1 pseudogene is annotated in these 250 nt (G+C 42.4%); it reads left to right on the top strand.

Going from position 1 to position 250, the window contains the following annotated elements:
• Window positions 1–250, top strand: a pseudogene (locus HMPREF3270_RS11040) (N-acetylmuramoyl-L-alanine amidase); the annotation flags it as partial.

Below are 250 nucleotides of genomic sequence, written 5' to 3'. Positions count from 1 at the left end.
AACTTGATCGGTTTCGAAATTTGTGAGTCATACCCTGGTCGTTTATCAGACAAGCTATTCTTAGAGAACGAAGAAGCAACTTTAAAAGTTGTTGCTGATGTCATGAAATCTTATGGCTTACCAGTCAACCGTTCAACTGTCCGCTTGCATAATGAGTTCTTCGGTACTTCTTGCCCGCATCGTTCATGGGAATTGCACGTCGGCAAAGGCGCACCGTATACAACCGCTAACCAAAATAAAATGAAGGATT

It is taken from the genome of Staphylococcus sp. HMSC65H10, from assembly GCF_001839185.1.
Lineage (GTDB): Bacteria > Bacillota > Bacilli > Staphylococcales > Staphylococcaceae > Staphylococcus > Staphylococcus simulans.
This window is presented reverse-complemented; position numbering and strand designations above follow the sequence as displayed.